The sequence below is a fragment of the Nocardia flavorosea genome (assembly GCF_015477805.1).
Lineage (GTDB): Bacteria > Actinomycetota > Actinomycetes > Mycobacteriales > Mycobacteriaceae > Nocardia > Nocardia flavorosea_A.
This window is the reverse complement of record NZ_JADLQL010000003.1, coordinates 411,785-433,872: the sequence shown is the minus strand read 5'-3', so window position 1 is coordinate 433,872 and position 22,088 is coordinate 411,785. Positions and strand designations below refer to the sequence as shown.

The following is a 22,088-nucleotide window of genomic DNA, read 5'->3' as shown; positions in this document are numbered from 1 at the left end:
TCAGGCACTGCGACGGACCAGTCCGTCACGGCCGATGCTCACCTGATCGCCCGTATGGAACCAGGTGCCGGTGAACCGGTCGGCGGTGCGCTGCGGGTCTTTCCAATACCGCCGGGACACGTTGGGTCCGCGACACAGCAGCTCACCGTGGCCGGAGGCGGCCCGCGGACCGCACAGCGCCAGCTCGGTGCCGCCGAACGGAAACCCCAGCAAGGTCCCGTCGACACCGCCGACGGGACCGGCGGTGGGACCGAGCGCGAGGCCGATACCGCTGGTTTCGGTGGCACCCCAGACCGACCACTGCCGGGCGGACGGGAAAACTCGGCACAGCTGGGCCGCGAAGTCCGGTCCGGCGCCGGCGGCTTCGGCGGCGTCGCCGTCGGCGGTACCGGCCCGCTGATCCGACCTGCTGATCCGGATCACCCGCTCGGTCGGTAGCCCACCGGCCCGGCCCGCCGCGAGTTCCGGGAGCAGACCGGCCAGGATACGGGTGTTCGCGGCCACCGTGTCGACGCCTTCGCCGGCGATTGCCCGGGCGACTCCCCCGGCCCCCTGTGCCAGCACCACCGTCCCACCGACCGCGAAAGTCGGCAGCAGCTGGTCTACACAGCCGCCCGCGTGCGCCAGCGGCTGGAGTACCAAGTTGCGCATGCCGTCGGTGGGCAGATCGAGTGCCGCCACCATCGACCTGATCGCCGACAGCAGATTCTCGTTGGTGAGTTCGACCCCGGTCGGCAGCTCGTTCGCGCCGGCCCCGTCGGTATAGCAGAGCAGCGCCAGATCGTTGAGTGCCGCACCGTCGTCTATGAATGCCGCACCGTCGGGCAGTTCGGGCGACCACGGCCCGTCACCGCGGGTCGCCCCGCAGCCGCGCTGCCTCGAGCCCAGTACGAAATCGGCATCGCTGTCGGCGATGACCTGTTCGGCCGCCCTGCTCGGCAAACCGTGATGCACCAGGACCGGCACCGCACCGCTGAGCAGGGCGCCCAGGAACGCCTGCACCCAGCGCACCCCCGGCGGCATATGCACCGCGACCCGATCGCCGTAGCCGATTCCGTGTTCCTGCAAACCGCCGGCCACCCGGGAGGCGGAATGCCAGAGTTCCCGGTAGGTGAGGCGGCCGCCGCCGACCTCCACCACCGCCTCCCGGTTCGCGAACGCGTGGACCTGCAGATCGAGCAGTTCGGTCAGGGCCGGACTGAGATTGCCGTACCGCAGGATGCCGTCCGCGCCGCGGGACAGCGGCGCCGCCGAACTCGTATCGGCCTGCGGGAACTCCACCAGCGAAATCGCGGGGGCATCGGCTCGTCGGCACGGACCTTCGAGGCTCCGGGGTCGCGACTGCGCCGTCCGGTCGCCGCCCTCCGCACCGGTGCCCGCGGCCGGACCTCCGGTGGTGCGGAGTAACGGACCGGCAGGGGGCCCGATGGTCGTGGTGGTACCGGCTTGCATCGAACCTCCGCACAGTCGAACAGTCAGGCACCTGTGACTATATGACCCAGATCACAAAAATGGGTGCGGAGTCGATGAATCCGGTCGAATCGAGATCTCGGAGCCGCCTTATGGCAACTTTCTCGCAAACTCAGCGACCGCGATAGGTGGCCTTACCCGGGCCGACCTCGAGAAAGCTGCGTACCGCGCCCGGCAGATCCTCGGTGCCGAACAACTCGCCGGAAACCTCGGGCGTCACCGAATCGGCGTGCCCGACGCCGCCCGAACGCCATGCCGCCACGATCTGCTTGGTGGCCGCGTGCGCACGCGTCGGCCCCTCGGCCAGCCGGTGGGTGAGCGCCGACGCGGCAGCCTCCACATCATCGTGGATCTGGTTGACCACACCCCACTCCAGCATGGTGGCCGCGTCGTACAGATCGCCCGTCATCACCAGTTCGCGCGCCCGCCCCGACCCGGCCCGTTCGGCCAGTCGCTGCGGGCCGCCCATCGACGGGGTCAGCCCGACCACGATTTCCACCAGACCGAACTTCGCCTTCGGCGCGGCCAGAATCAGGTCACAGGCCAGGGCTATCTCGAAGGCGGCGGTGAGCGTGAGCGCATGCGCCGCGAACACCACCGGGCAGGGCAGCGCCTCGATCGGGTGGCTGATCCGATCGAACAGGTCCTGCCACAGCTGCGCGCCCTGCTCGGTGGTCAGTCCGTCGAAGGTGTGCACGTCCACACCGCCCGAGACCACCTTTCCCTCGGCGCGGATCAGCAGAGCTCGCGGCGGCCGCGCGGTGAGTTCGGCCAGATCGTCGACGAGCGCGTCGAACATGGCCTTGTCGAACAGGTTGAGCGGCGGTGCCGCCAACGTCAGCGTCGCGACCTCGGCTCCGCCCGTGGTGGCCGAACGTTGCAGACGCGTGGGTTTGGTAGCGCTCATACTGTGATTATCAGGTATCAGCGAGGGCCCTACGCGGTTACGCTCCGCTACCGCCCCCGGACCCGGCTCGCGCATACCGCCAACTCATGGCCCGCCCCTGCCAGACTGAGAATATGACCGAAACGGAACAGGGCAGTTATGTCGAACCGGGCGAGTTCAAGCGCGACACCAACTACATCACCACCCGGATCACCGCCGACGGTCGCGACGGCTATCCCGTGGAGCCGGGCCGCTACCGGCTGGTGGCCGCCCGGGCCTGCCCGTGGGCCAACCGGACCCTGATCGTCCGCCGCCTACTCGGCCTGGAATCGGCACTCTCGCTGGGCCTGTGCGGCCCCACCCACGACAAACTGAGCTGGACCTTCGACCTGGACCCCGGCGGTCTCGATCCGGTCCTGCGGATACCCCGGCTGCGCGACGCCTACCTGGCCCGCTTCCCCGGCTACCCGCGCGGAATCACCGTGCCGGCGATCGTGGACGTGCCCACCGGGCAGGTCGTCACCAACGACTACGCGCAGATAACCCTCGATTTCTCGCTGGAATGGACCGCCTTTCACCGCACCGGAGCACCGCAGCTCTACCCAGAACCGTTGCGTGCCGAGATCGACGAAGTGAACGCCCGGGTCTTCCGCGAAGTGAACAACGGGGTGTACCGCTGCGGTTTCGCCGGCGCCCAGGACGCCTACGATGCCGCCTACAACCGCCTGTTCACGGCGCTGGACTGGCTGAGCGACCGCCTGGCAGGGCAGCGCTACCTGGTGGGCGACACGATCACCGAGGCCGATATCCGGCTGTTCACCACGCTCGTCCGCTTCGACCCCGTCTACCACGGCCACTTCAAATGCAACCGGAGCAAGCTCACCGAGATGCCGGTCCTGTGGGCATATGCCCGCGACCTGTTCCAGACCCCAGGTTTCGGCGATACGATCGACTTCGCGCAGATCAAGGACCACTATTACAAGGTCCATACGGATATCAACCCCACACAGATCGTCCCTCGGGGACCGGACCTGTCCAACTGGCTCTCGCCGCACGGCCGCGAAGCCCTGGGCGGCCGCCCCTTCGGCGACGGCACGCCGCCACCCCCGCCACTCCCGGCGGAAGAGGTCCCCGCAGAACACGGCGCGCAGTAGCCCTTCGGGCCGGAGCACAGCGCGCAGTAGCCCGGCACAATATTGCCCACCGTAGGGCCTGGCCGGAACGCGGCGGGCAGTAGCCCCAGGCCGAAAACGGGCCCGGACTGCGGTCGTCGGCGGAACCGTTGCAAGTGAGACCGTATCCTGGTCACTCGGTCGGATGCTCGGTCCGCCGGGCCGGCACCGGCAAGCTCGGCGCCGGCGCTTCGGCCGGAACACAACGGGCAACAGCTACCGCGGGACGTGCGCGTATTGCGCCGCAACCGGCACATCGGTGTGTGGGCGGTGTCCCCCGCTGCCCTCGGCGGCAGCCCGGTCCAGCACGGCATCCATCGCCGTGGCCGTGAAGCAGCGTGCCTACCAGTGGGCAGCAGCCCTACGCCGCTGTCGACGGACAGTAATCAGCCGGGCGGCCGAAGCGGCTGTAGGCCCGGCGGCGGCACGGTGGCGCGCCACCGGACCGGCGGGGCATGTCGACAGCCGAGGAGCCGAATACCGGCACCCGTTTCCCGCGGGCCGCGAGGCGCTGCCTCGGGGTCGACGGGAGCCTCGGTGACGGTGCGCATCGGAACCACGGAGGCGGGTAATCCGTTGTCGGAACGGACGAACGTCGGCCCGGTGCCATACAGTGCATAGGGCTCGCAAAGGAGGATGACGCCGTGCGTAACGGGGCAGTGGAAAAAGCCGTGATCGAGGCGCTCGACCACGGTTCCCGGCTACAAGCACCCGCCGTCGCCAAGTACGTTGCGCGACTGCGGCGGGCTCATCCGGAGGAAACACCGGAGCAGATCATCGACCGGCTGGAACGCCAGTATCTGCTGGCGGTCACCGGCAGCGGTAGCGCCGTCGGCGCCTCGGCAGCGGTCCCCGGGGTCGGGACGATCGCCGCGCTCGCGGCGGTGAGCGCCGAGACCACTTTCTTCATGGAAGCCTCCGCGCTGTTCACCCTCGCGGTGGCCGCCGTGCACGGCGTCCGGCCCGAGGACGCCCCACAGCGCCGGGCCATGGTGCTGGCCGTGGTGCTGGGCGACAGCGGTATGGAAATCGTGCAGAAAAGCGTCGGTTCCTCGGCCAAGAACTGGGGCACCGTTTTCGCGAACAAGATTCCGGGCCTGTCCGGGATGAACGATTCGCTGCTCAAACGGTTCATCGTGCGATTCCTCACCAAACGTGCCGCGCTGATGGCCGGGAAGGTGGTGCCCGCCGGGATCGGCGCCGTCATCGGCGGAGTCGGTAACCGGGCACTCGGCAAGGCGACGATCAACAACGCCCGCAAGGCGTTCGGGCCGGCACCGCGGTACTTCGCCGACGAAATGGTGCTGGACGCCGAACTCCCGTCCGCCGGACAACCGGACAAGCCGGCGGTACAGCAGGATCCGCAGATGCCGCCGGCGCCGGAATCGCCCGTGCCGCCGGAGGATGCACGACGCCGGCCCCCGGAAGCGCCCGCCGCGCTGCCGACCGAGCCCCGGCAACCCCCGGTCGATCCCCGATGAGGCCCGCGATCACGGTCCGGGGCCTGACCAAACGTTTCCCCGACTTCACGATCGGCGCACAGGATGTGTCCTTCGATATCGCCTCGGGTACCTGCGCGGCATTGGTGGGTCCCCCGGGCTCCGGGAAGTCTACGATCGTCGCCGCCCTGCTGGGTCTCCTCCCGCCCACCACCGGGTCGGTGACCTTGACCGGTGGGCGCGGTAGTTCTGCGGTGGGCGCCGTCCTCGCGCCCCGCGGACTCCACCCCCGGCGCACCGTTCGCGACCACCTGCGGGTGTATGCCGCCGCCGGTGGGCATCCCGATCGCCGGGTGCGGACCGTACTGGAGATCACCGGTCTCACCGAGCGCGCCCGCACGGTGCCCGACGAGCTGACACCCGGTGAAGAAGCCCGCGCCGCCCTGGCGACCGCACTGCTCGGCGATCCGCCCGTGCTGATCCTCGACGACCCGGCCGCCGGTATGCAGCTCACCGAGATCTCCTGGCTGCAGGGTTTCCTGCGACAGCACACCCGCCGCGGCGGAACCGTGTTGTTCACCGCGCAGAGCCTGGTCACCGCCCTGCCGATCGCCGACCATCTGGTGGTGCTCGGCGCCACCGCAACGGTGGCCTATCAGGGCAGCCCGCAACGGTTGCGCCGGCGCAATCCCGATCGGCTGGTGGTCGCGTCCTCGTCGTCGATCGCGATCGCCACCGCGCTGGCCGCCCGCGGCTTCACCGACGCGGTGATCCGGCCCGACGATCAACTCGCCGTGGCCGACGCGACCGAGGAGGATATCGTCGAGGCCGCCCGGGCCGCCGAGGTCCGGCTGCACCGGATCGTGGCCGACCGGATCCACCCCGACCGTGTTCTCGCGTCGCTGACCCATGCCGCCGCATCCCGGCCGGCGGGTCCCGGAATGCCGTCCACCTCTCTGCCGTACGGGGTTTCCCGATGATCGACGTCGTACCCGCGGAACTGATTCCGCCCGTGCTGTCCGAATACCGCAAAGCAGTCACGCTCCGCTACACCCACGTCCTCGCCGGGCTGGCGGTCGCGGTGGCCATCGTGGCTCCCACGGTCAGCGCACTTCGCGCCGGACCACAGGATCCGGCGGGCGAGCCGGTGACGGGAGCCGCGACCATCGGACTGTATGTGGCGCTGTTCGCCGTCGTCCTCGGGGCCGCGGCGTTCGGCGCCGCGGGCGCGGCCGGGGAACATCAGCACGACACCCTGGTGATCACCGCCCTGTTCACGGTGGACCGCGATAAGCTGGCCGGCGCGAAATTCCTCGTCACCGGGCTTGCCGCGCTCGTCACCGCACTGGCGGCCGAGATCGTGGCCGTACTCTGCCTGCTGTTGTTCGGGCGGGGTAAATTCGAGTTCACCGGTTCGCTGTTCGCGGTTCTCGGTGGCGGCCTGATCGCGGCCGTCTGCTGGGCGTTGATCGGCACCGGGATCGGGTTGCTGATACGGACGCCGCTACTTGCGGTCGGGGCCGTTCTGGTGTGGTTGCTGATCGTCGAGCCTCTGCTGTGGGTGGTGACCGCGGGTATCGGTATCCCCGGTGTCGTGACACTGCTGCCCGGCTCCGCCACGCTGAGCACCCTCTTCTCCGGATCCTTCGCCGACACCGACCTCCTGGCCCCCGCGCCCGCGGCGATCGTCGTGCTACTGCTGTGGGCCGTGGGAGTCGGGGGCTGGAGCTGGTGGTCGCTGCGGCGCGCCGAGTTCTGACACCTGTTTCGACTGCGGCGACCGGTGTACCGGCCGATACACCGGTCGACCCATGCGGTGGGGTCTCGCCCGCCGGGCCGCGACCTCGGGAACAAGTCCCTGTCGGTAGGCGTCGTTATGGTCGATGGCAGGTGAAAACGGGGGTATACGGGAGGGGCGGATGAGTGGACCGAGCCCGGCGGCGACAGCGCGACGGACAACCACGGCGAGTCGGCATGCGCGCCCGATGGACGTGGCATGAGGAACTCGGATACGGATACGGATACGGATACGGATACGGCGGCGAAGGGCGACCGCGGGCAGACCGCACACGCATCCGATAGCGCGCGCGAGCCGGAGCGGGCGGCGGAGCGTACCGGTAGCGGCGGCGCGCGGCCGGGGTGGATCCGCAGGCTGTGGTCGGAGTGCCGGCGCTACCGCGGCACATTGGCCGGTATCGGGCTGGCGCTGGTGGCCGGTGCCGCGGCCGAGATCGTGGCTCCGCTGCTCACGAAGTGGGCCGTGGATTCGGCGACCACCGGCGCCACCCGCGTCATCGGTATCGTCGCGGGCCTGCTGGCGCTGCTCGCGGCCGGGCGGTTCGCCGCTTCGTTCGGGCGGCGCATGCTCGCCGGGAAACTCTCCCTCGACGTCCAGCACGGTCTGCGGCTGAAACTGCTCGACTCGCTGCAACGGCTCGACGGCGCGGGCCAGGACGCACTGCGCACCGGCCAGGTGGTATCCCGCTCCATCACCGACCTGCAACTGGTGCAGTCGCTGCTGGCGATGGCGCCGCTGTCGGGGATGTCGCTGCTGCAGTTCGTGCTCGCGGCCGGGGTGATGCTGTGGCTGTCCCCGCCGCTGGCCGCGGCCGCGTTGCTGATGGTGCCGGTGGTGATCGGCGTGGTCTACCGGATGCGGCCTCGGCTGCACGCCGCCACCTGGTCGGCCCAGCAGCGGGCGGCGGAACTGGCCCAGCACGTCGAGGAGACGGTCACCGGAGTACGGGTGGTCAAGGGGTTCGGCCAGGAAGCGCGCATGGTCGACGTCCTGGAGGGCCACGGTCGCCGGTTGTTCGCGGAACGGATGCGCGCCGCCGCGATCAACGCCCGCTTCTCCCCCACGCTGGCCGCGATACCGCAGGCGGGCCTGGTGATCGTGATCGCGCTCGGTGGCTGGCTGGCCCTGCGGGGCGCCATCGGCCTCGGTACCTTCCTCGCCTTCAGCGCCTACGTCACAACGATGACCACCACCGCCCGCACCATGGCGTCGGTGATCATCCTGGCCCAGCTCACCCGCGCCGCGGCCGAACGCGTCTACCAGGTGATCGACGCCGGTCCGGCGGTGGCCGACCCGCCCCGGCCGGTACCGGTTCCCGACGGCTCGCTGGGGATAGAACTCGAATCGGTGACCTTCGGTTTCGATCCCGGGGAACCGGTGCTGCGTGACCTCGACCTGCGGGTACGGCCCGGCGAAACCGTGGCGGTCATCGGCCCGGCCGGGTCCGGGAAAACCACCCTGTCACTGCTGCTGCCCAGGTTCTATGCCCCCGATTCCGGCCGGATCCGGCTCCTCGGCGCGGACGGCACCGAGCCCGTCGATATCGCCGATGTCGCCGCGGCGCAGTTACGCGCGGCCGTCGGCGTGGTTTTCGACGATCCGTTCCTGTTCAGCTCCAGCGTCGCCGCCAATATCGCGCTGGGCCGGCCGGACGCCACGGACGCCGAAATCCGGGAGGCCGCCCGTCAGGCCGCCGCCGACGATTTCATCGAGGCCCTGCCCGACGGCTACGACACGGTGGTCGGGGAACGCGGGCTCACCCTCTCCGGTGGTCAGCGGCAACGGATCGCGCTGGCCCGGGCACTGCTGGCCCGGCCGCGAATTCTCGTCCTCGACGACGCCACCTCGGCGGTGGACGCGGTGACCGAGGCGGCCATTTTCGGCGCCCTGCCGGACCAGGGATCGCGGACCACGATCATCCTCGCGCATCGCGAATCCACCCTGGCCCACGCCGACCGGGTGATCCGCCTGCCGGAGCCGGCGACGGCCGTGGTGAGCGGTCCCGCCGTCGTCACCGAACGCCTACCGGTAGCACAATCCAGGGACCGGATGGCCGCCGCGGCGAATCTCAGCGAAACACCCGAATTACGCCGGGCCATCGCCCGCCTGCCCGCGGCCGATGAACGCCCCCGGCTGGACCCGGCCCGGCTGCGCGAACCCGATCCGGGCTTCCGGCTGGCCCGCCTGCTGCGCCCGGTACGCCTTCTGGTCCTGGCCTCGGTGCTACTGCTCGCCCTGGATGCCCTCATCGGGATCGGTTTCCCACCGCTGGTGCGGCACGCCATCGATACCGGTGTCGCCGGGTCCGATCCGGGCGCCCTGGCCGTCACCGCACTGCTGGGCGCGGGACTGGTCCTGGCCGGCTGGGTCGTGGCCGCCGCGACCACTCTGCTCACCTCACGCACCGGCGAACGCGTGCTCTACGGGCTGCGGATCCGCAGTTACGCGCATCTGCAGCGGCTCGGCCTGGACTACTACGAACGGGAATTGTCCGGCCGGATCATGACCCGGATGACCACCGATGTCGATGCGCTGTCCACGTTCCTGCAGACCGGTGTGTCGACCGCCCTGGTGAGTGCGTTGTCGCTGGCCGGGATCGCGATCGCCCTGCTGGTGATCGATGCGCAACTGGCCCTGGTGGTTCTGCTCGGCGTGCTCCCGCCGCTGGTCATCGCCACGGTGATCTTCCGCCGGGTCTCCTCGGTGGCCTACAGCATCTCCCGGGAACGGGTGTCGACGGTGAACGCCGATTTTCAGGAGAACGTCGCCGGGCTCCGCGCCGTCCAGGCCAACCGGCACGAACGGCGTTCGGCGCACCGGTTCGCCGAATACTCCGCCGGCTACCGCCGCAGCCGGATGCGCGCCCAGCGGGCCATCGCGCTGTACTTCGGTTTCATGGCGTCGTGGACCGATCTGGCGCTGGCCCTGGTGGTGCTCACCGGAGCGCATGCGGTGGCCGCCGGTGAGACCAGCGCCGGGACCCTCATCGCGTTCGTGCTCTATCTCGAGCTGCTGTTCGGCCCGGTACAGCAGTTGTCGCAGGTGTTCGACGGATATCAGCAGGCACGGGTGGGCCTGCGGCGGATCGGTGAACTCCTGCGCACACCGTCGTCCATCCGGGCCGATCCGCCCGGCGCCGATCCGCTGACCGCCGGCCTGCGCGGGGATCTGGAATTGGCTGCCGTGCGCTTCCGCTATCCGAGCACCGAGCGCCCCGCGCTCGACGAGGTATCGCTGGCCGTGGCTCCGGGCCGGTCGCTGGCCCTGGTCGGCGCCACCGGCGCCGGGAAGTCCACCATCGTCAAACTGCTGGCCCGGCTCTACGACCTCGCCGAGACCGATAGCGGTGTGATCCGGGCCGACGGCATGGACATCCGCGATTACCGGCTCGACGGGTACCGCTCCCGTCTCGGCATGGTCCCGCAGGAAGCTCACCTGTTCACCGGCGATATCGCGAGCAACATCGCATTCGGGAAACCTTCCGCGACCGAAACCGAGATAGCCGCGGCCGCCCGGGCAGTGGGTGCGGCGGACATGATCGCCGGTCTGCCCGGCGGAATGCGGCGGGCGGTCGGGGAACGCGGGCGCGGACTGTCGGCCGGACAGCGCCAGCTCATCGCCCTGGCGCGCGCCCAGCTCGTCGATCCCGATGTGCTGCTGCTCGACGAGGCCACCGCTACCCTCGACCCGGACACGGAGGAGAAAGTGCTGGCAGCGACCGGTTCGCTGGCTCGCAACCGGACGACGGTCGTCGTCGCGCACCGCCTGGCGACCGCCGCCCGCGCCGATCGCATCGCCGTGGTCGCGCACGGCCGGATCGTGGAACTCGGCACCCACGGCGAACTGCTGGCAACCGGCGGAGAGTATGCCCGCCTGTGGACAGCCGCGGGTAACGCCGAAGGAATATCCTCGATAGGACACGAGTCGTCAACTATGAGGTCGGGGCAGACCGGTGGTCGGTGACGTTGCCGATGGGCACAGGGGCCTATCCTCGTCAGAGGGCGTATCGGTACCCATCCACCGATCCCCGGTGCCGGGCACGTCACAAACGTCGCAGCGCGAAGAACGAAATGAGGCGAACACCTGCTGTGAGCAGCTCAAAATCCCAGTTCGGTCAGAACCAGTGGCTGGTCGACGAGATGTATCAGAAGTTCAAACAGGATCCATCCTCGGTCGACGCAAGCTGGCACGAGTTCCTCGCCGACTACACCCCCGAGACCTCCGGTGATTCCGGCAACACCACCCAGGCCGCCCAGGCACCGGCGGCCCGTACGGTGAATTCCGCCCCCGTACCGGCCGAGGCGGCCTCCGTACAGACCCGCGCCGCCGCCCCCGGCACCCCGGCCGGCGCGGCCACTCCGGCTGCGGCACCCAAGCCTGCGGCACCCGCCACCGCCGCGGCGAAAACCTCCGCGGCGGCGCAGCAACAGCGCGCGCCGAAAACCACCCCGGCGCCGACCTCCAACGCCGCCCCGACCTCCGGCGCACCGAAACCGAAACCCTCGGCCACCGAAGAGAAGAAGGTACTGCGCGGTGCCGCCGCGGCGGTCGCCAAGAACATGTCGGCGTCGCTGACCATCCCGACCGCCACCAGCGTGCGGGCCGTACCGGCCAAGCTGATGATCGACAACCGGATCGTCATCAACAACCACCTCGCCCGTACCCGCGGCGGGAAGATTTCGTTCACCCATCTGCTCGGTTACGCGATCGTGCAGGCAGTGAAGGCGTTCCCGAACATGAACCGGCATTTCGCCGAGGTCGACGGTAAACCGAACGCGGTGACCCCCGCCCACACCAACCTCGGGCTGGCCATCGATCTGCCCGGTAAGGACGGCAGCCGCTCCCTTGTGGTCGCGGCCATCAAGGGCTGCGAAGAGATGACCTTCGCCCAGTTCCACACCGCCTACGAGGACATCGTCCGCCGCGCCCGCGACGGCAAACTGACCGCCGAGGATTTCAGCGGAGTCACCATCTCGCTGACCAACCCCGGCACCATCGGCACCGTGCACTCCGTACCGCGGCTGATGCAGGGACAGGGCGCGATCATCGGCGCGGGCGCCATGGAGTACCCGGCCGAGTTCCAGGGAATGAGCGACGAACGGATCGCCGAAGTCGGCATCGGCAAGCTCATGACGCTGACCTCGACCTACGATCACCGCATCATCCAGGGCGCGGAATCCGGTGATTTCCTGCGCACCATCCACAAGCTGCTCATCGCCGACGAGTTCTACGACGAGATCTTCCACGGCCTGGGTGTGCCGTACGAGCCGATCCGCTGGCGCAAGGATATTCAGGAGCGCGGGGTCGACAAGAGCACCCGCGTACTGGAATTGATCGCGGCCTACCGCAACCGCGGCCACCTCATGGCCGATACCGATCCGCTACGCCTGGTCAAGGAAAAGTTCCAGAGCCACCCGGACCTGGACGTCATCCAGCACGGCCTGACCCTGTGGGACCTCGACCGCGAGTTCAACGTGGGTGGTTTCCACGGCCAGGAACGGATGAAGCTGCGCGATGTGCTTTCGGTGCTGCGCGAGGCCTACTGCCGGCATGTGGGTGTGGAGTACACCCACATCCTGGAACCCGAACAGCTGAAGTGGATCCAGGACCGGGTCGAGCAGAAGCATGTGAAACCGACGGTCGCCCAGCAGAAGTACATCCTCAACCGGCTCAATGCGGCCGAGGCGTTCGAAACCTTCCTGCAGACCAAGTACGTCGGGCAGAAGCGGTTCTCGCTGGAGGGCGCCGAATCGGTCATCCCGATGATGGACGCGGTGATCGACCAGTGCGCCGAGCATTCGCTCGACGAGGTCGTGATCGGTATGCCGCACCGCGGCCGGCTCAATGTGCTGGCCAATATCGTCGGCAAACCGTACTCGAAGATCTTCACCGAGTTCGAGGGCAATATGAACCCGGCCGCCACGCACGGCTCGGGCGATGTGAAGTACCACCTCGGCGCGCGCGGCACCTACCTGCAGATGTTCGGCGACAACGAGATCGAGGTCTCGCTGACCGCCAACCCGTCGCATCTGGAAGCGGTGGACCCGGTACTCGAGGGTCTGGTCCGCGCGAAGCAGGATCTGCTGGACAAGGGTGACGACGAAGAGGGCTTCTCGGTCGTACCGCTGATGCTGCACGGCGACGCCGCGTTCGCCGGCCAGGGCGTGGTCGCCGAGACCCTGAACCTGTCGGGTCTGCGCGGGTACCGCGTCGGTGGCACCATCCACATCGTGGTGAACAACCAGATCGGTTTCACCACCGCGCCGGAGAACAGCCGTTCCACCGAATACTCCACCGATATCGCGAAGTTCATCGGTGCCCCGATCTTCCACGTCAACGGTGACGATCCCGAAGCGTGCGACTGGGTCGCCCGGCTGGCGGTCGATTTCCGGCAGAAGTTCCGCAAGGACGTGGTCATCGATTTGATCTGCTACCGCCGCCGCGGCCACAACGAGGGCGACGACCCGTCGATGACCCAGCCGTACATGTACGACGTCATCGATACCAAGCGCAGCGTGCGCAAGAGTTACACCGAAAGCCTGATCGGCCGCGGTGATATCTCGTTGAAGGAGGCAGAAGACGCGCTGCGCGATTACCAGGGGCAACTGGAGCGGGTCTTCAACGAGGTCCGGGAGCTGGAGAAGTATCCGCCGGAGCCGAGCGAATCGGTCGAGGATACCCAGAAGGTACCCTCCACCGTGCTGACCGCCGTCGACAAGTCGGTGTTGCAGCGGATCGGTGATGCATTCATCGACGTGCCCGACGGTTTCAGCGTGCATCCCCGTGTGCAGCCGGTGCTGGACAAACGTCGCGACATGGCCTACGAGGGCAAGGTCGACTGGGCGTTCGCCGAGTTGCTGGCGTTCGGCACACTGATCGACGAGGGCCGCGCGGTGCGGTTGACGGGTCAGGATTCGCGGCGCGGCACCTTCACTCAGCGGCATGCGGTGATCATCGACCGTAAGACCGCCGCCGAGTACACCCCGCTGCACAACATCAACAGCGCCGATCCGGGCTGGTTCGCGGTGCACGATTCGGCGCTGAGCGAATTCGCCGCCGTCGGCTTCGAGTACGGCTATTCGCTGGGCAACCCGGACGCACTGGTGCTGTGGGAAGCGCAGTTCGGCGATTTCGTCAATGGCGCGCAGTCGATCATCGACGAGTTCATCTCGTCCGGTGAGGCGAAATGGGGTCAGCTGTCCTCGGTCGTGCTGTTGCTGCCGCACGGGCACGAGGGCCAGGGTCCCGACCACACCTCCGGTCGGATCGAGCGTTTCCTGCAGTTGTGTGCAGAGGGTTCGATGACCGTGGCGGTACCGTCCACCCCGGCGAACTACTTCCACCTGCTGCGTAGGCATTTGCTGGACGGTATTCGCCGTCCGCTGATCGTCTTCACACCGAAGTCGATGCTGCGCAACAAGGCAGTGGTCAGCGATCTGAAGGAGTTCACGGAGAGCAAGTTCCGTTCGGTGCTCGACGAGCCCACATACGAACAGGGCATCGGCGATCGCAACGCGGTCAAGCGCATCCTGTTGACCAGCGGCAAGCTCTACTACGAGTTGGCCGCCGCGAAGACCAAGCGCAAGCGTGACGATATCGCCATCGTCCGGGTCGAGCAGCTGTATCCGATGCCGAAGTTCCGGTTGAACGAAGCACTGGAGCGCTACACCAACGCCACCGAGATCGCGTGGGTGCAGGAGGAACCGGAGAACCAGGGTGCGTGGCCGTTCTACGGCCTGAACCTGCCGGAGCTGCTGCCCGAGCGGCTGGGCCGCCTGCGCCGTATCTCGCGCCGTGCCATGTCGGCCCCGTCCTCGGGTTCGAGCAAGGTGCACGCGGTGGAGCAGGCCGAGATCATCGACGAGGCGTTCGAGCCCACCAGCTGATAAGAACCCGTGCGGCGCCGGGCGCGATCCCTTCTCCGGAAGGCGGTCCGCGCCCGGCGTCGCGCGTTTCCCGGGGGAGGTCCATGAGGCATGCGGGCGAAGGCGCGCTTGTACACTGAGGCCAGCGGGAACCGCCCCGCCCCGTGCTGTACGGGAGGAGCTGTGTCATGTCTGTCGAGTCGATAACGCCGGCCTGGATGCACCAACAGATCACGGCAGCGGAGTACGACTCCTGGTCCGAGGAGCAGTGTGCGGGCATCGAGGTCGTGGACGGGATGGTGGTCGTGCGCCCCAGCGCGTCAAAACGCCACAACCGGTTGGCACGTCTCCTCGCGAACGCGCTGGATACCGCCGGTGGATCGGATTGGAACGCCGATACCGACTTCGATGTGCGGCTGCACGATGTCCCGCTCACCAATCGCCGACCCGACGTGGTGGTGTACCGCGCGGACACGATCGATATCGCGCCCACCCGCCCCGAACATGTGCTCTTGGTCGTGGAGGTGGTCTCCCCCGGCTCGGAGACCACCGACCGGATCGTGAAGGTCGACCAGTACGCGAAAGCGGGTATCGCCTTCTACTGGCGGGTCGAGCAGGCTGCGACCGGAGTACCGCTGGTCTACACCTACGTACTCGACCCGGCGACCAGAACGTACCGGACCGGTGACATGTACACAGGTGTCGTCAAAGTATCGGCACCTTTCGCCGCCGAGATAGACCTCGAGGCCTGAGCACGTGGCGGTACCGGAACCGGTACAGGTGTATCGCCAGTGGAAAGCATTGACCGAGCTCGCCGGGATGGACCACAACCCATTCCTGACCGAGGAAGAACTCGTCCGGGAACAGCGCAGCAGGGATCCCAGCGGCGTACGTCGGACCGGGGAGCCGCCCTGGTAGTCCGTTCGACCGTTCGGCCACGACGTGTCCCCGGATGCACTTGGATGGGTTGATGCTGCTCGATCTCCAGTTGGATGCCCGCCCGGATCGTTGCGAGGAGCGCGCCCGCGCCCTTGTGGAGGCCGGTGCCGCCGGCTTGTTCACCTTCGAAGGCCCGCACGATGTGCTGCTGCCGCTGGCGGCGGTGGCGGGTCGGGTGGACACCGATCTGATGACCAATGTCGCGATCGCCCTGCCGCGCAGCCCGATGCATCTCGCGCACGCGGCCTGGGATCTGCAACTGATGTCACGCGGGCGGTTCCGGCTCGGGCTCGGCTCCCAGATCCGGCCGCATATCGAGAAACGCTACGGCGCGACCTGGTCGGCCCCGGCGGCCCGGATGCGGGAGATCGTGCTGGCGGTGCGGGCAATTCTCACCTCCTGGCAGGACGGCACCCCGTTGGATTTCCGGGGCGAGTACACCCGGCACACGCTGATGCCCCCGACATTCGTGCCCGGTCCCAACCCGTACGGTCCTCCGCCGGTGCTGCTCGGCGCGCTGGGTCCGGTGATGACTCGCACCGCGGCGGAGGTCGCGGACGGGCTGCTGGTGATGCCGTTCCACAGTCACCGCCATTTCCGGGAGCGCACGCTGCCCGCGGTGACCGAGGGGATGAAACGCGCGGGGCGTACGGAATTTCCCCTGTACCCACAGGTCATCGTCGCAATGGGCCGCTCCGCCGACGAACTCGCGGCGGCGTCGACCGGAGTGCGCGGGCTGCTCGCCTTCTACGGCTCGACTCCGGCGTACCGGCCCGTCCTCGACATCGAGGGCTGGGGGGACCTGCAGCCGGAACTCAACGCCCTCTCCAAATCCGGCGACATCATGACCATGTTCGATCGGATCTCGGAGCCCGTGCTCGAAACACTCGCGGTACGGGGCACCCCGGAAGAGTGCGCCGCCGAGATCACCCGCCGCTTCGCCGATGTCGCCGACCGGGTGTGCTGCTATTTCCCTGGCTACGATCCACCGGTGGACCAGATCGCCGACCTCGCCACCGCGCTGGGCTGACCCGGCCACAACCGTGCCCGCCGGATCAGCAGCGGGCTCGCCACTCCGCGACCGCCCAACCGATCTCGGTGGTGGGGGCCTCGTCCGCCAGCCACTCCCGGGCGATCCGGTGCCAATTGTTCGTGCTGACCAGCTGGCCGAGCACCGCGAACGTGAACAGGTCCGCGCGGCGGGAGAAAACGTGCTCGGGCGGCAGGGACTGCTGATGCATACCGCGGAACTCGGTCGCCCGCGGATCCATGGCGAGCACCACCGCTCCGGTGGCCAGTTCGGGCGTGATGGTGACCTCGTCGTCGAGCAGATGCCAGCCCGCGGCCGCCCAGACATAGTTCAGGCATTCGTCCACGGTGACACCGGCCCGCGGGTCGATGATCCCGCGGCCGACCCACGCGTCGTAGAGGTCGTGGCCGCGTAGCTGCCCGGCGGCGCGCAGGCAGTCGCGTTCGAAATCGGCGTGCACCGGGTCCATCCGGTGGTACAGGCCGAAATCCACGAAGACCAGCCGTCCGTCCGCGGCGAGCATCATATTTCCAGGGTGCGGGTCGCCGCAGAATTCGTAGTCGGTGAACAGGGAGTTGATGTAGAAGCGGTAGATGAGTTCGCCGAGGCGGGCACGGTCGTCGTCGGGCAGGGTCCGCAGCGCTTCGAACGGCCGGCCTTCCACGAACTCGGTGACGAGAACGTTGCGGCCGCAGTACTCGCCGACGCAGTCGGGAACGGTGACGAAGGGGTGCCCGCGATATCGCTGTGCGACGCGGCGCTGGTTGCGCGCTTCGCGCGGATAGTCGAGTTCACTGCCGATATTGCGGGCGACCTCGTCGAGTACACCCGCGTCGGCGGCGCTGGGCAGCGCGGCCTTCCAGAGTTTGCCGAAGAGTTTCAGATTACGCATATCGGCGTGCACGGCTTCGTCGACGCCGGGGTATTTGACCTTGACCGCCACGGTGCGCCCGTCGCGCAGCCGGGCGCGGTAGACCTGCCCGATCGATGCGGCGGCGATCGGTGTCTCGTCGATATCGGCGAAGACTCCCGCGAGGCGTCCGAGATCGTCCTCGATAACGGTGCGCATCGCCGAGAAAGGGAACTCCGGGGCACGGTCGCGGAGTTCGGCGAGTTTGCGCCGGAAGAGTTCGCGGTGTGATTCCGGCACCAGGTCGATATCGAGGACCGACAGCATCTGCCCGAGTTTCATGGCCGCGCCCTTCATACCGCCCAGCACCGTGACCATCTGCTGTGCTGCCTGCAGGGTGGATCGTTCGGCGAGTGCGCGCCGGGCCTGTTCGGGTTTGCCCAGCATGGCGACCTTTGTTCCGGCTTCCCGGATGGCCTGGCCCGCGGCGAGCCGGCCCAGCGCGCTACCCCGGGCGAGACGCCCGCGGGGAACTCGATCCGTTGCCATCCGCACCTCCCACAACTCCCCGCGTAACGGCGGTCACACTACCGGCGCCGTGGCCGGGCCGCGAGCGGCTGCCGGGTGCGGGCGGCGTTCGCACCGGTCTACCGGCAATCTCGGCAGCCCGCACAGGCGATTCACGATCCGAGGACCCCTGCCCGCACTAGGCTGAGCACGCTCGTCTTTTGCGCACGAACAGGAGGACACGGTGCCCGCCAGAGCAGGTCAGCGTAGGCGCCCGACTCAGGAGCGAGCGCGGGCGACTCGCGAGCATATTCTCGACACCGCTGCCCGGCTCTTCGGTGAACGCGGGATCGCCGATACGTCGACGAATCGGATCGCGGCGGAGGCCGGCGTCAGTATCGGCACCGTCTATCGTTACTTCACCGATCGGGCCGTTATCGTCGACGAGTTGCTGGAGCGATTGCTCGAGACCATCGAGCAGCGGATCACCCAGCGCCTGGTCGGTATATCGGCGGAATCGCCGGAGAAACTGGTGGCCGGGCTACTGGAAGTCATCACCGATGAGTTGGTGGCCAACGCGCCACTGGTCCGCGCGCTGGTGGCCGGAGTTCAGTTCTACAGCAGCGGCTTACCGGAATTCGAGCCGCGGCTGCGCATCCTGGTCAAGGTGATGCTGATCCAGTTGCTCGGCCCGGGCGACGATCACGAATACGACACCATGACCTTCGTCCTGATCAATACGATGTTCGCGGCCGTTCTGCGAGCGTCCGCCCTCGAGGTCGACGCCGGCCAGCGTCTCGAGGCCGTCAATATGACCGCGCGGATGATAGGGCGCTGGATCGAGTCCGAGATCGAGCGGCGACCGGCCGCCTGAGCCGCATTCCGAAAAGTGAGCGGTTCGGTGGATTCCCCCTAGATCACCCGCGACAACAGCACCGGGGCGCACATCTCCGCTGGTAAAGGCAACTATTCACCGGTAATCGCCCGTCACCGAAAGCGGAGTAGAACATGAGCGGCCGCTCAGATTACCGTGTCGAGTGAACCGGTGCCCCGCCCCACCGCTACCGGCCGCGGCCCCCGGTTCGTTCCCCGGCCCTCGCGCCGTGGGCATATCGATCCTGCGGTGACGAGGAGGTCCCCCGGTGATTGTCGAGAGCACCGTTCACCACGAACCCGATGCGGGCAGGCATCTCCCCGCGCCACCGGGACCCGACGTACACCGCCTGGCCCGCGAGGTGGTGGCCGCCCTCACCCGGTGCGGAACGCTGGGCACGACCACACCGAATACCGCATTGCGCGGTGAACTCACCGCCGTGGTGCGGGTGTGTCTGCGCTGGATGATCCAGCGACTGCGGGGCGAATGCCCGCCACCGCGCCTGGACCGGCTCCGATCCGCCGCCGCCGGCTGGGCACGCGACGGCGTCGCGATCGGCACCATCCTGCATGCCGCCCACCAAGGCTTGAAAGCCGGCCTGGAACTACTGATTCCGCGGGCGGGCCAGGTCCCCGGCACCGATATCGCCACCGCCATCACCGCGTCGGTCGAATTACTGGCCCTGATCACGTCGACGGTGAGCAAAACCTATGTCCGCGAGCTCAAGAGCGCGACCGCCGAGCACCACACCGATGTGCACACGGTGACCTCGGCGCTGCTCGGCGGCCACACCGCCGCCGCGATGGCGCGCGAGGCGAGTGTGCCCATCGCGGACCGGTATTTCGTCCTCGCCCTGGCTGTACCGGCGCACCCCGACGAAAACGACCCGCGCCTGGACCGGCAGGTGGTGGCCCGCCGCAAACTACGCAGGCTGCAATCCGCACTGGCCACCCGGCTGGATCGGCAGGCGCTACCGCTGCTCTCGGTCGACGGCGGAACCATTCTCGTTCCGGCCGATTCCTGCACCGACACCGAAATCGACGATCTCGTCCGCGACCTTTCCGCCGCAACCTATGTGGCTATCACCGCGACAGTCGTCACCGCCGACGCCGCCGACATACCCGGCGCCACCCGGCAGGCACACGAACTGCTCGATATCGTCGAACAGTTCGGACTCGAGGCGCGGGTCCACCGCTTCACCGAACTGGCGCTGGAATACCAGCTGACCCGCCCCGGAGCAGGCCGCGCGCGCCTCGACCGGCTGCTCGATCCACTCGACGACCACCGCGAACTGTTGCATACGCTGCAGACCTACGTCGACACCAACCGCAACCGCACCCGCACCGCCCGGCAGCTGAACGTGCACCCCAACACCGTCGACTACCGCATGCAGCGGATCGGCGAACTCACCGGCCTCGATCCCACGAATACCCGGAGCTGGTGGTATCTGTACAGCGCGCTCGTCGCCCGCCGCTCGCGGGCCTCCGCCATCGCCTGAGCGGGCGGATCGGTGCTCGGCACCACCGCCGGACCCTATGACCGACGGCGATTCCCCGGCGCCCGGTCTGCGGTGTCCACGCGACCGAGTTTGGTCCACCCGGTCCAGCCGCGGGTACGGAGCAGTTCGATAAGCCGGCGCGCGGCAGGCACGGTATCGAAAGCAAGGGTGTCGAGCAGTTCCGCGAACGGCGGTTCGATATCGGTGTCGTCGAGGTGGTCCTCTCCGAGCTCGTCGGCCAGCTCGCTGATGTAGGCGGCCATGGAGTCGGCGAGCCCGGTGAGGGCGGGATCGTCGCCGGGCAGGTCCAGGGCGCTGCTCAGGGTGCGGTAGAAATCGACGAGTCGCGGATCGTCGAGCTGCTGGTGTTTACGGGCGATCCATTCCGGGATCCGCTCGGGTGAATGCGCGGTCAACGGGATCCAGCCGTCGCGTTCGAAGCGTACGATCCGTTCGTCGACCCCGAGTGTCCGGAGCCGATCGAGGAATCCGACCACCTCCGGCGGCAACACCAGCCCGTCGCCGGCGGTCAGTCGGGCGATCTGCTCCCGGCGCCGCTGCCGTTCCCGGATCTCCGCGCGCAATCGCCGGTCGATCTCGGATACCGCCGCCGCGAACTCCGCTTCACCGGCACGCAGGAGTTCTTGTACCCGCGCCAACGGTACTCCGGCCTCGGTGAGCGTCCGTATCTTGATCAACTCGATCACCGCGCCGGCGTCGTATCGCCGGTAGCCGGAATGGTCGCGTTCCGGTTCCGGCAGCAGTCCTTTGGCGTGGTAGTGCCGCACCGCCCGCACCGTCACCCCGGCATACGACGCGAGTTCGCCGATGGTCAGCATCGGTTCAGTTTCCCCGGTCCGGCCGCCGGCCGGCGCGGTCCGCGACGATCCGGGCGATTTCGGCCGCATGGGTGAACACCAGCCGGTGATCGGCGTCCAGCCAGGTAGTGGTGATATCCGGTCGCGCGCGGGCGAGCCGTTCGATCCCGGCCCGCCAGTTGCGGTTACGCCACCGGGTCCGCTCGTCGGCGCCGGCACCGGCCATCGAGGTCGACATGATCATGCTGATCGGCGCAGCGATCCGGCGGTACCGGCCGAGCAGGGGCCCGGTGCGGATCACATCGAGTTCCAGATTCAGATCGAGGACCTGCTGTGCGGTGAGCGTCGCCCGGTCGGCACCGTGGGGTGCCTGGTCCGCGGCCGGTGTCGCGGAGTCTTCCCACATTGCCCGGAACTCGGCCGTATCGGCCGCGGAGAGGAACGGTTCGGGTATCGGGTTCGCTCCGTCGACGAGCACGAGTCCGGCCACGGCGCCGGGGTGCTCGGCGGCATAGTGCACGGCCAGGTCCGCACCCAGTGAGTACCCCACGAGCACCGGCGCCGGATCCGAAATCCGCACGGTTTGCATGACCGCGTTCAGATCCCCGAGGAACCCGGCGAACGAATACTGCGGACCGGGTGAGCTGAGACCGTGGCCGCGGAGGTCGAACGCCACCACCTCGTGGTCGCGCCGCAGCAGTTCCAGCAAACCGGCCAGCCCGGCCTGGGTGGAATACAGACCGGGGCACACAACGACGGGTCGCCCACCGCCGCCGCGGGACACCGCAACGGTGACACCGTCGTGGTCGATCGAGGAGTGTTGCGGGTCCGGCTTTCGCCCGCCGCTTGCCCGGATATCGTCGATCCTGGTGATCATGACGTCCATGGTGCGAGGTTGACCCGGCGTCAAGGTCAACCCTCGGCCGATTCATGCGTACGGCG

At 68.3% G+C, this 22,088-nt stretch carries 15 protein-coding genes and 1 pseudogene; 11 read left to right on the top strand and 5 right to left on the bottom strand.

What is annotated here, in order from left to right; translation table 11 throughout:
* Both IU448_RS17335 and IU448_RS17330 read right to left on the bottom strand, forming a co-directional pair.
* A complete protein-coding gene (locus IU448_RS17335) occupies positions 1 to 1,452 on the bottom strand; it encodes a class I adenylate-forming enzyme family protein (RefSeq protein ID WP_195056662.1) in 1,452 nt (483 codons plus the stop codon).
* 130 nt (positions 1,453 to 1,582) lie between these two features.
* Positions 1,583 to 2,377, bottom strand: coding sequence for an enoyl-CoA hydratase/isomerase family protein (locus tag IU448_RS17330; RefSeq protein WP_195056661.1), 795 nt, complete (start codon positions 2,375 to 2,377; stop codon positions 1,583 to 1,585).
* Positions 2,378 to 2,490: 113 nt separating this feature from the next.
* Here IU448_RS17330 and IU448_RS17325 point away from each other — a divergent pair, with 113 nt between their 5' ends.
* The 9 genes and pseudogenes from IU448_RS17325 (at position 2,491) to IU448_RS17285 (ending at position 16,599) form a co-directional block, all read left to right on the top strand.
* Positions 2,491 to 3,510, top strand: coding sequence for a glutathione S-transferase family protein (locus tag IU448_RS17325; protein ID WP_195056660.1), 1,020 nt, complete (start codon positions 2,491 to 2,493; stop codon positions 3,508 to 3,510).
* A 662-nt stretch (positions 3,511 to 4,172) separates the two neighbouring features.
* A pseudogene (locus tag IU448_RS17320) lies at positions 4,173 to 4,829 on the top strand (hypothetical protein); the annotation flags it as partial.
* A gap of 176 nt (positions 4,830 to 5,005) precedes the next feature.
* A complete protein-coding gene (locus IU448_RS17315) occupies positions 5,006 to 5,947 on the top strand; it encodes an ATP-binding cassette domain-containing protein (protein WP_195056659.1) in 942 nt (313 codons plus the stop codon).
* Positions 5,944 to 6,726 carry an ABC transporter permease gene (locus IU448_RS17310; RefSeq protein WP_195056658.1) on the top strand — a complete coding sequence of 261 codons (783 nt, stop codon included), beginning with the start codon at positions 5,944 to 5,946 and terminating at the stop codon, positions 6,724 to 6,726. The genes IU448_RS17315 and IU448_RS17310 overlap by 4 nt, the downstream gene beginning before the upstream one ends.
* Positions 6,727 to 6,963: 237 nt before the next feature.
* Complete coding sequence (locus tag IU448_RS17305) at positions 6,964 to 10,728, top strand: ABC transporter ATP-binding protein (RefSeq protein ID WP_195056657.1); 3,765 nt, start codon at positions 6,964 to 6,966, stop codon at positions 10,726 to 10,728.
* A 176-nt stretch (positions 10,729 to 10,904) separates the two neighbouring features.
* Positions 10,905 to 14,651, top strand: coding sequence for a multifunctional oxoglutarate decarboxylase/oxoglutarate dehydrogenase thiamine pyrophosphate-binding subunit/dihydrolipoyllysine-residue succinyltransferase subunit (locus tag IU448_RS17300; protein WP_416383022.1), 3,747 nt, complete (start codon positions 10,905 to 10,907; stop codon positions 14,649 to 14,651).
* A gap of 167 nt (positions 14,652 to 14,818) precedes the next feature.
* The gene (locus IU448_RS17295; RefSeq protein ID WP_195056655.1) at positions 14,819 to 15,382 is read left to right on the top strand and encodes a Uma2 family endonuclease; all 564 of its coding nucleotides are present in this window, start codon (positions 14,819 to 14,821) and stop codon (positions 15,380 to 15,382) included.
* 4 nt (positions 15,383 to 15,386) lie between these two features.
* Positions 15,387 to 15,548 carry a hypothetical protein gene (locus IU448_RS17290; protein WP_195056654.1) on the top strand — a complete coding sequence of 54 codons (162 nt, stop codon included), beginning with the start codon at positions 15,387 to 15,389 and terminating at the stop codon, positions 15,546 to 15,548.
* Positions 15,549 to 15,600: 52 nt separating this feature from the next.
* The gene (locus IU448_RS17285) at positions 15,601 to 16,599 is read left to right on the top strand and encodes a TIGR03617 family F420-dependent LLM class oxidoreductase (RefSeq protein WP_195056653.1); all 999 of its coding nucleotides are present in this window, start codon (positions 15,601 to 15,603) and stop codon (positions 16,597 to 16,599) included.
* Between the two features lie 25 nt (positions 16,600 to 16,624).
* Here the strand turns inward: IU448_RS17285 and IU448_RS17280 are convergent, their stop codons facing one another.
* Positions 16,625 to 17,998, bottom strand: a complete 1,374-nt coding sequence (locus IU448_RS17280) for an ABC1 kinase family protein (RefSeq protein ID WP_195056652.1) — start codon at positions 17,996 to 17,998, stop codon at positions 16,625 to 16,627.
* Positions 17,999 to 18,200: 202 nt separating this feature from the next.
* Between IU448_RS17280 and IU448_RS17275 the strand changes: the two genes are divergently transcribed.
* A complete protein-coding gene (locus IU448_RS17275) occupies positions 18,201 to 18,830 on the top strand; it encodes a TetR/AcrR family transcriptional regulator (protein ID WP_195056651.1) in 630 nt (209 codons plus the stop codon).
* 268 nt (positions 18,831 to 19,098) lie between these two features.
* Complete coding sequence (locus IU448_RS17270; RefSeq protein WP_324188624.1) at positions 19,099 to 20,328, top strand: helix-turn-helix domain-containing protein; 1,230 nt, start codon at positions 19,099 to 19,101, stop codon at positions 20,326 to 20,328.
* Positions 20,329 to 20,363: 35 nt separating this feature from the next.
* On the opposite strand, the gene IU448_RS17265 is transcribed toward IU448_RS17270, so the two are convergent.
* Both IU448_RS17265 and IU448_RS17260 read right to left on the bottom strand, forming a co-directional pair.
* Entirely contained in the window at positions 20,364 to 21,167 is an 804-nt protein-coding gene (locus IU448_RS17265; RefSeq protein ID WP_195056650.1) for a MerR family transcriptional regulator, read from the bottom strand.
* Positions 21,168 to 21,171: 4 nt separating this feature from the next.
* Positions 21,172 to 22,023, bottom strand: a complete 852-nt coding sequence (locus IU448_RS17260) for an alpha/beta fold hydrolase (protein WP_195056649.1) — start codon at positions 22,021 to 22,023, stop codon at positions 21,172 to 21,174.
* Positions 22,024 to 22,088 lie beyond the last annotated feature (65 nt).

Bases quoted from the DNA above. Each gene is read 5' to 3' on its own strand.
- IU448_RS17335 (WP_195056662.1), bottom strand. From the start codon at position 1,452: ATGCAAGCCGGTACCACCACGACCATCGGGCCCCCTGCCGGTCCGTTA.
- IU448_RS17330 (WP_195056661.1), bottom strand. From the start codon at position 2,377: ATGAGCGCTACCAAACCCACGCGTCTGCAACGTTCGGCCACCACGGGC.
- IU448_RS17325 (WP_195056660.1), top strand. From the start codon at position 2,491: ATGACCGAAACGGAACAGGGCAGTTATGTCGAACCGGGCGAGTTCAAG.
- IU448_RS17315 (WP_195056659.1), top strand. From the start codon at position 5,006: ATGAGGCCCGCGATCACGGTCCGGGGCCTGACCAAACGTTTCCCCGAC.
- IU448_RS17310 (WP_195056658.1), top strand. From the start codon at position 5,944: ATGATCGACGTCGTACCCGCGGAACTGATTCCGCCCGTGCTGTCCGAA.
- IU448_RS17305 (WP_195056657.1), top strand. From the start codon at position 6,964: ATGAGGAACTCGGATACGGATACGGATACGGATACGGATACGGCGGCG.
- IU448_RS17300 (WP_416383022.1), top strand. From the start codon at position 10,905: ATGTATCAGAAGTTCAAACAGGATCCATCCTCGGTCGACGCAAGCTGG.
- IU448_RS17295 (WP_195056655.1), top strand. From the start codon at position 14,819: ATGTCTGTCGAGTCGATAACGCCGGCCTGGATGCACCAACAGATCACG.
- IU448_RS17285 (WP_195056653.1), top strand. From the start codon at position 15,601: ATGCTGCTCGATCTCCAGTTGGATGCCCGCCCGGATCGTTGCGAGGAG.
- IU448_RS17280 (WP_195056652.1), bottom strand. From the start codon at position 17,998: ATGGCAACGGATCGAGTTCCCCGCGGGCGTCTCGCCCGGGGTAGCGCG.
- IU448_RS17265 (WP_195056650.1), bottom strand. From the start codon at position 21,167: ATGCTGACCATCGGCGAACTCGCGTCGTATGCCGGGGTGACGGTGCGG.
- IU448_RS17260 (WP_195056649.1), bottom strand. From the start codon at position 22,023: ATGATCACCAGGATCGACGATATCCGGGCAAGCGGCGGGCGAAAGCCG.